The organism is Desulfovibrio sp. (assembly GCF_014803725.1).
Lineage (GTDB): Bacteria > Desulfobacterota > Desulfovibrionia > Desulfovibrionales > Desulfovibrionaceae > Desulfovibrio.
On sequence record NZ_JAAVBE010000025.1, the window covers coordinates 68,814 to 75,130 of the forward strand.

At 64.0% G+C, this 6,317-nt stretch carries 6 protein-coding genes and 1 pseudogene; 1 reads left to right on the forward strand and 6 read right to left on the reverse strand.

Features of this window, described 5'->3' with window-relative positions; translation table 11 throughout:
* Positions 1–2: 2 nt before the first annotated feature.
* From acs to HDR50_RS09475, 4 genes are all read right to left on the reverse strand, one after another.
* Positions 3–2,000 carry an acetate--CoA ligase gene (acs, locus tag HDR50_RS09460; RefSeq protein ID WP_291357877.1) on the reverse strand — a complete coding sequence of 666 codons (1,998 nt, stop codon included), beginning with the start codon at positions 1,998–2,000 and terminating at the stop codon, positions 3–5.
* Positions 2,001–2,613: 613 nt separating this feature from the next.
* A complete protein-coding gene (locus HDR50_RS09465; RefSeq protein WP_165077861.1) occupies positions 2,614–2,889 on the reverse strand; it encodes an HU family DNA-binding protein in 276 nt (91 codons plus the stop codon).
* Positions 2,890–3,126: 237 nt separating this feature from the next.
* Positions 3,127–3,957, reverse strand: coding sequence for a glutamate racemase (murI, locus tag HDR50_RS09470; protein ID WP_291357878.1), 831 nt, complete (start codon positions 3,955–3,957; stop codon positions 3,127–3,129).
* 41 nt (positions 3,958–3,998) lie between these two features.
* Positions 3,999–4,889 carry a sulfite exporter TauE/SafE family protein gene (locus HDR50_RS09475; protein WP_291357879.1) on the reverse strand — a complete coding sequence of 297 codons (891 nt, stop codon included), beginning with the start codon at positions 4,887–4,889 and terminating at the stop codon, positions 3,999–4,001.
* A 117-nt stretch (positions 4,890–5,006) separates the two neighbouring features.
* On the opposite strand from HDR50_RS09475, the gene infA reads away from it, so the two are divergent.
* Entirely contained in the window at positions 5,007–5,225 is a 219-nt protein-coding gene (infA, locus tag HDR50_RS09480; RefSeq protein ID WP_006008898.1) for a translation initiation factor IF-1, read from the forward strand.
* Between the two features lie 184 nt (positions 5,226–5,409).
* Here infA and HDR50_RS09485 read toward each other — a convergent pair whose 3' ends face one another.
* Positions 5,410–5,880 (reverse strand): phosphatidylglycerophosphatase A, encoded by a 471-nt coding sequence (locus HDR50_RS09485; RefSeq protein WP_291357880.1) that lies wholly within the window; start codon positions 5,878–5,880, stop codon positions 5,410–5,412.
* Between the two features lie 295 nt (positions 5,881–6,175).
* Positions 6,176–6,317 (reverse strand): annotated as a pseudogene (locus HDR50_RS09490) (IS5/IS1182 family transposase); the annotation flags it as partial.

Consider the following 6,317-nt stretch of genomic DNA (forward strand, 5'->3'; position numbering starts at 1 on the left):
CCCTATTTTTCGCTCTGCCCCGCTTCGAGACGCAGCCACGCGCGTTGGATATCCTCCAGCACTTCCGGCCGCGCGATGGTGGAGGTGTCGCCCAGGTTCTCCAGCTTCTCGCCCGAGGCGATCTTCCTGAGCAGGCGGCGCACGATCTTGCCCGAAAGCGTCTTGGGCATGTGCTCCACGAACTGGATGCGCTCCGGGCTCGCCAGGGCGCCGATATTTTTGCGCACCCAGTCGCGCAGCTCGGCCCGCAGCTCTTCGGTCCAGTCTATCTCGCCGCGCAGCGCCACATAGGCATAGATTGCCTCGCCCTTGATGCTGTGCGGGACGGGCACCACGGCCGCCTCGCCCACGGCCGCATGCGCCGCCAGCACGGACTCGATCTCCACCGTGGAGATGCGGTGGCCCGATACATTGATGGTGTCGTCCATGCGCCCGAGGATCCAGTAGTTGCCTTCCTCGTCCTTCCTCGCTCCGTCGCCGGAAAAATAGTTCCCGGGGAAGCGGTCGAAATAGCTCCTGAACTTGTCCTCGTTCTGGAACACGCCGATGAACTGGCCGGGCCACGAGCGCCTGAAGACGAGGTTCCCGGCCTCGCCGGTCTCGGCCCCGGTGCCGTCCGAGCGCAGGATGCCCCCCTCGATGCCGGGGAGCGGCTTGGTCACCGAGCCGGGCCTCAGATGCGTGGCGTAGGGCAGGGGCGAGATCATGACGCCGCCGGTCTCGGTCTGCCACCAGGTGTCCACGATGGGCAGCTCGCCCTTGCCGATGTGGGTGTGGTACCACATCCAGGCCTCGGGATTCATGGGCTCGCCCACGGAGCCCAGGATGCGCAGCGACGAGAGGTCGTAGCGGCGCACCCAGTCCTCCCCGTGGCGCATGAGCGTGCGCACCACCGTGGGCGCGGTGTAGAGGATGTTGATGCGGTATTTTTCCACCATGCGCCAGTAACGGTCGGGCTTGGGCCAGGTGGGCGTGCCCTCGAACATGATGGTCGTGGCGCCCAGGCTCAGGGGCCCGTAAACGAGGTAGGTGTGCCCGGTGATCCAGCCGCAGTCCGCGGTGCACCAGTAGACATCGGTGTCCTTGAGGTCAAAGACCCACTGCGTGGTGTGCGCGGCATAGGTGAGGTAGCCGCCGGTGGAGTGGATGACGCCGGTGGGACGCCCGGTGCTGCCGCTGGTGTGCAGGATGAAGAGCGGGTCCTCGGCGTCCATGGAAACGCAGGGAAAGTCCGCATCGACCGTGAAATCCTCCAGGAAGTCCTGCCACCAGATGTCGCGCCCCCTGAGCATGCTCACACTGTCGTTGGTGCGGTTGACCACCACCACCTTCTGCACGCTGGGGCACTGGTTGAGGATCTTGTCCAGGTTGGCCTTGAGCGGCTTGGGCTGGCCGCCGCGCATGACCATGTCGGCCGTGATGACGACCTTCGCGCCCGAATCGTGGATGCGCCCCTGCACCGCACCCTCGGCATAGCCGGTGAAGATATTGGTATGCACGGCCCCGAGGCGCGCGCAGGCCAGCATGGCGACGACGAGCTCCGGGATCATGGGCAGGTAAAGCGCCACGCGGTCGCCCTTTTTCACGCCCAGGGCGTCCAGCGCCGCCGCCACGCGGCACACATCGTTGTACAGCATCTGGTAGGTGTAGGCGCGCACCTCCATCTCGCGCTCGCCCTGCCAGATGAGCGCGGCCTTGTTACGATGGTCGGTGATGATGTGCCGGTCCACGCAATTATAGGCCGCGTTGAGGCGCCCCCCGGTGAACCAGGAGACCTTGGGGACGGAAAAATCCGAGGCGTCGGTCACGTCCCAGGGCTTGAACCAGTGCAGCAGGCTTCTGGCACGCCTCGCCCAGAACTCCGCGGGATTGGCCCGCGCGAGCAGGCACAGCTCCTCATATTCCTGCTCGCTCCTGACGCGCGCCACATCCCTGCCATGGCGGGGAGGAAGAAAACTGCTGTTCTCATAGAGGAGATTCGCCGGCTTTTGCATGGACATGAGCACCTCGACAGGATGATGAACAGGGAGACGGGCGTGAAGCAGGCATCCTGCCCGGCCACAGCCCCTGCGGGAGCGTGGCAGAAAGAGAAAAAGACTGTTTCAATTGCTGCATAGGCCATTTACGGCCTCGCGGTCAAGCCGAAACAGATTTTTTGCCGATGTGAAGATTAAAACAAGGTATTTTACCCTCAAGAAGACAGAACGAATACTACTATAAGTATCTTTTGAATGGTGTATTTCGTAGGAACAGATTTGCAACAAACAGCAGGATACGCACAAAGAAAAATTTTAAAAATCTCCCTTGCTGCCACATAAAAACTGTAAAATCTTTATGCTCCCTTTCCCTTGTGCAGTAAAAATCTTTCTCTGCCTGGGCTGGCCAGAAGTGAGAGTTCGGGCTCCAGCACTAAAAAGGAAATTTCCTCAAAATCCTTGGAGTATCACAAACTTGTGAAATAAATCTTTTGTTTCGCCCAGTGCACCCTCCGCACCGGCCGCACTCCGCCCCGTATGCCGTCCGTGCACCTCACCACCGCCCATGCCCCCAACGCAAAACGGCGCCGCCCCTTGCGGGAACGGCGCCGCCTGAACCTCGGATCGACCCGGGCGCTTACTTGATGGCGTCTTTCAGGCCCTTGCCCGGCGTGAACTTGGCGACCTTGCTGGCGGGAATGGTGATCTCGGCGCCGGTGCGCGGGTTGCGGCCCTTGCGCGCGGCGCGGGAAACGACCTTGAAGCTGCCAAAGCCCGTGAAGGTGACGGATTCGCCATCGGCCAGAGCGTCGCGCAGCGAAGCCACCACGGCATCAAGGGCTTCTTCGGCCTTGGCCTTGGTGGGCAGGCCGGCCTTGGCATAAATTTTTTCCACAAGCTCAGCTTTCGTCATGACGTGTCTCCAGAAAGTTCAGGTTGACGTGCATATGCCAAAGGCAGGCCAGAACCCGCGCCTCACTGCGCCGTGGGATCTGCAACGGCATCCCCGCAGGGACGCCATTGCCGGTTGCGGGACATACCCGGCGCGTCCTGAGACTGCCCGGACACTGCCGCCGGCCTGATGACAATACCTCGGATTGCTTCCTCTCTAAGGAATGGCCGCGGCCATGTCAACAGAAAACTTCCCCGGTCACAAGTCCACCAGTTCGATCTGGGCTGCCGTGAGCGGGCTCCCCAAAAACAGGCCGCCCGTGCGCGCGAACCTGTCGGGATTGTCGGTCGTCAAAAAGCGCCAGGCGCCGGGCTCCGCCCCCGGGTTCAGCAGGCCGCGGGCGCGCAGCTCGCCCTCCACGCTTTCAGCGGTGGTGGCGGCGGAATCCACGATGGTCACGCTGGGGCCCACCACATTCTGGAGCGCGCGCAAAAGGAGCGGGAAATGCGTACAGCCGAGGACCAGCGTATCGGGCCGGTGCGCGGGCTCATCCGCCGTGAAAAGGCCGTCCAGATAGCTGCGGGCCACGCCCTCCACGAGCGGCCCCTCCATCCAGCCCTCTTCGGCCATGGGCACGAAGAGCGTGCACGCCTGTCCGCGCACGCGCGCCCCGGGCCGGATGCGCTGGATGGCCTCCTGATATGCGCCGCCGGCGATGGTGGCCTCGGTGGCGATGACCACGATCTCGCCATTCTCGCTGGCGCGCGCCGCGGCAGCTGCCCCGGGCTCCACCACGCCCACCACGGGCAGCGGCGCGAACTCCCGTCGCAGGGTGGGCAATGCGGCCGCTGTGGCCGTGTTGCAGGCAACCACCAGCATCTTGACGCCGCGCTCCACCAGCGCCCGCGCCGCCAGGAGCGTATACTGGATGATGGTCTCGCGGCCCTTGGTGCCGTAGGGCAGCCGCGCCGTATCCCCGAGATAGAGCAGGTTCTCGGCCGGGAGGCGGCGCGCGAGGGCCTTGAAGACGGTGAGCCCGCCCACGCCGGAATCAAACAGGGCGATGGGCAAGTGCTGGGTTTCCTGCATGGGCGGCTATTCCTTTTCGAGAGTGCGGGACGAAAACAGCGTCAGAGAGCTTGGCCCAGACAGCGGATGGCTGTAAAGAGCAAAATGGCGGCGAGCAGATATTTCAGCATGCGGGCGGAGACGAACTTCTGGCAGCGCGCGCCGAGATACATGCCGCCCATGCCGCCCACGCCGAAGAGCAGCCCGAGCAGCCAGTCCGGGCGAACCCCGAGCTCCGGCCAGAAGGGCGCGAGCAGGCTGTAAAAGCCCACGCCCGCCACGGAAGTCAGAAAGGTGCAGAAGAGCGAGGCCCCGGCCACGGCATGCACGGGCAGCCCGAAAACGGCAATGAGAAAAGGCACCATGATGGCGCCGCCGCCGATGCCGTAGATGCCCCCCACGAGCCCCACCGCCAAGCTCAGGAGAAAGACGGCCCGGCAGGAGACGGCGTAGGTCTCATCACCGCTTGCAAAGACGAATTCGCGCAGGTTAAAGGTCACGATCCGGCAGGGCGCGGCCGTGCCGCCGGAGTGGCCGCCTTTGGCCGTCCCGCGCCGTGAGCCCCAGACATCCCAGAGCAGCCGCCCGGCCATGTAGAGGAGCACCAGGGCCGCAAAAAGCGCGAAGCGCGCGGCGTCCGGCAGCAGGGTCACGCGGATGAGCGCCCCGGCAAAGACGCCGGGGAGCGTCCCCAGGGCCATGATGAGCGTGAGCGGCCCCAAAAGCCGCCCTTCGCGCCAGTAGCGCCACACCCCGGAGGGGCAGGCCACGATATTGAAGACCTGGTTGGTGGCGCTCACCCCGGGGTCCACATAGCCAAGCACGCTCAACTGGAAGGGCAGCAGCAGAAAGGCGCCGGAAACCCCGCCCATGGAGGTCAAAAAGGAGATGCCGAACGCGGCGGCCACCGGGAGCAGCGGGGAACATTCGACACCCGAGACGGGGAAGAGCATGGTTTCTCCTCTGGGGCTGGGGCGCAGTTGCGGGCGGCCACGCGCCCGCGCGGCTTGACAGGCGCCCGCTTTTTTGTGCATCCTCTTGGCGCTTGATTATCGCGCTGCGGAGGCATCATGGCGAAAGAAGGCTCCATTGAAGTTGACGGCGTGGTGCAGGAAGCCCTGCCCAATGCCATGTTCCGCGTCGAGCTGGAAAACGGCCACGAAGTGCTGGCCCATATTTCCGGCAAGATGCGCAAGTTTTATATCCGCATCCTGCCCGGCGACCGCGTGAAGGTGGAGCTCTCCCCCTACGACCTCACGCGCGGACGCATCACCTACCGCATGAAGTAGGGCGCGTTTCCGGCGCCCGGGGGCGCGCCGCGCCCCGCACGCAGCATCACCGCGCAGCCGCCCGTCAGGGAGCATCCCGGCACGCGCCTTCGCACAAGATCCCGGGCAGGCGACTCTCCCCTCCCCGGCTTCGACAGGCGCCCCTCGCCTTGTGGGAGCCGTTCCTGTATCTCCCCACGAACCGTCAGATGATGCCCGCTCCATAGAGCAGGGCCACGCAGAGAAGGGCCCACAGGCCGGCCAGCACATCGTCGATCATCACCCCGAAGCCCCCCGGGAGCCAGTTTTCCGAGGCGCGCACCGGCCACGGCTTCGCGATGTCGAAAATGCGGAAGCAGACAAAGGCCGAGAGGATGACCCAGAACCCGGGATGCGCGAAGGGCAGGAGCACGATCCACACGCCCACGAGCTCGTCGATGACCACCTCGCCCGGGTCCTTGCGGCCGAGCAGTTTTTCGGCCCGACTGGCCGCAAGCCCCCCCGCCACGAAGAGCACCACGAGCAGCGAGAGCCGCCAGCCGAAACTCAGCGGCACAAAACAGAACGGCGCCAAGAGGCAGCCCAGTGCCGTGCCCCAGGTGCCGGGGGCCTTGGGCGCCAGGCCCGCCACCCCGAGCCGGCAAAACGCCAGCACGCAGTTATCCCGAAAGCGCATCCTTTTTCACCGGCTCCCGCTGCTTCCCCCGGGCCGCGCCCCGGCAGTCCATTGCGGCCAATGGTGATACATGGTGAAACAAAGGCCCATAAAAGGCTTTGCCGCCTCGCAGCCCTTGAAATTCGCTGGTGCCCGGAGCGGGGGTCGAACCCGCACAGCCGATGGCCGAGAGATTTTAAGTCCTTTGGCTATCGTTGGCAATACAACACTTTAGCGCCTGCAGTATCACCACCCTCAGGTGATACAGCCGTTCTTCCTACCCCCTTCACCCCTCCTCCTCTTCTAGATAGTGTTGTCATTTGATATTCGCCCAAATGGCTATGCATCTGATATGCACGGCAGCCAGAAATGAGGCCGTGTTTTTTGCATATCGTGTGGCGATACCTCGCCAGCGCTTCAGTTCCAAAAAGGCATTTTCAATAAGGTGCCGAAGTCGA

Excerpts from the sequence above, each read along its gene's own strand:
- acs (WP_291357877.1), bottom strand. The coding sequence starts at position 2,000 with ATGTCCATGCAAAAGCCGGCGAATCTCCTCTATGAGAACAGCAGTTTT.
- HDR50_RS09465 (WP_165077861.1), bottom strand. The coding sequence starts at position 2,889 with ATGACGAAAGCTGAGCTTGTGGAAAAAATTTATGCCAAGGCCGGCCTG.
- murI (WP_291357878.1), bottom strand. The coding sequence starts at position 3,957 with ATGCAGGAAACCCAGCACTTGCCCATCGCCCTGTTTGATTCCGGCGTG.
- HDR50_RS09475 (WP_291357879.1), bottom strand. The coding sequence starts at position 4,889 with ATGCTCTTCCCCGTCTCGGGTGTCGAATGTTCCCCGCTGCTCCCGGTG.
- infA (WP_006008898.1), top strand. The coding sequence starts at position 5,007 with ATGGCGAAAGAAGGCTCCATTGAAGTTGACGGCGTGGTGCAGGAAGCC.
- HDR50_RS09485 (WP_291357880.1), bottom strand. The coding sequence starts at position 5,880 with ATGCGCTTTCGGGATAACTGCGTGCTGGCGTTTTGCCGGCTCGGGGTG.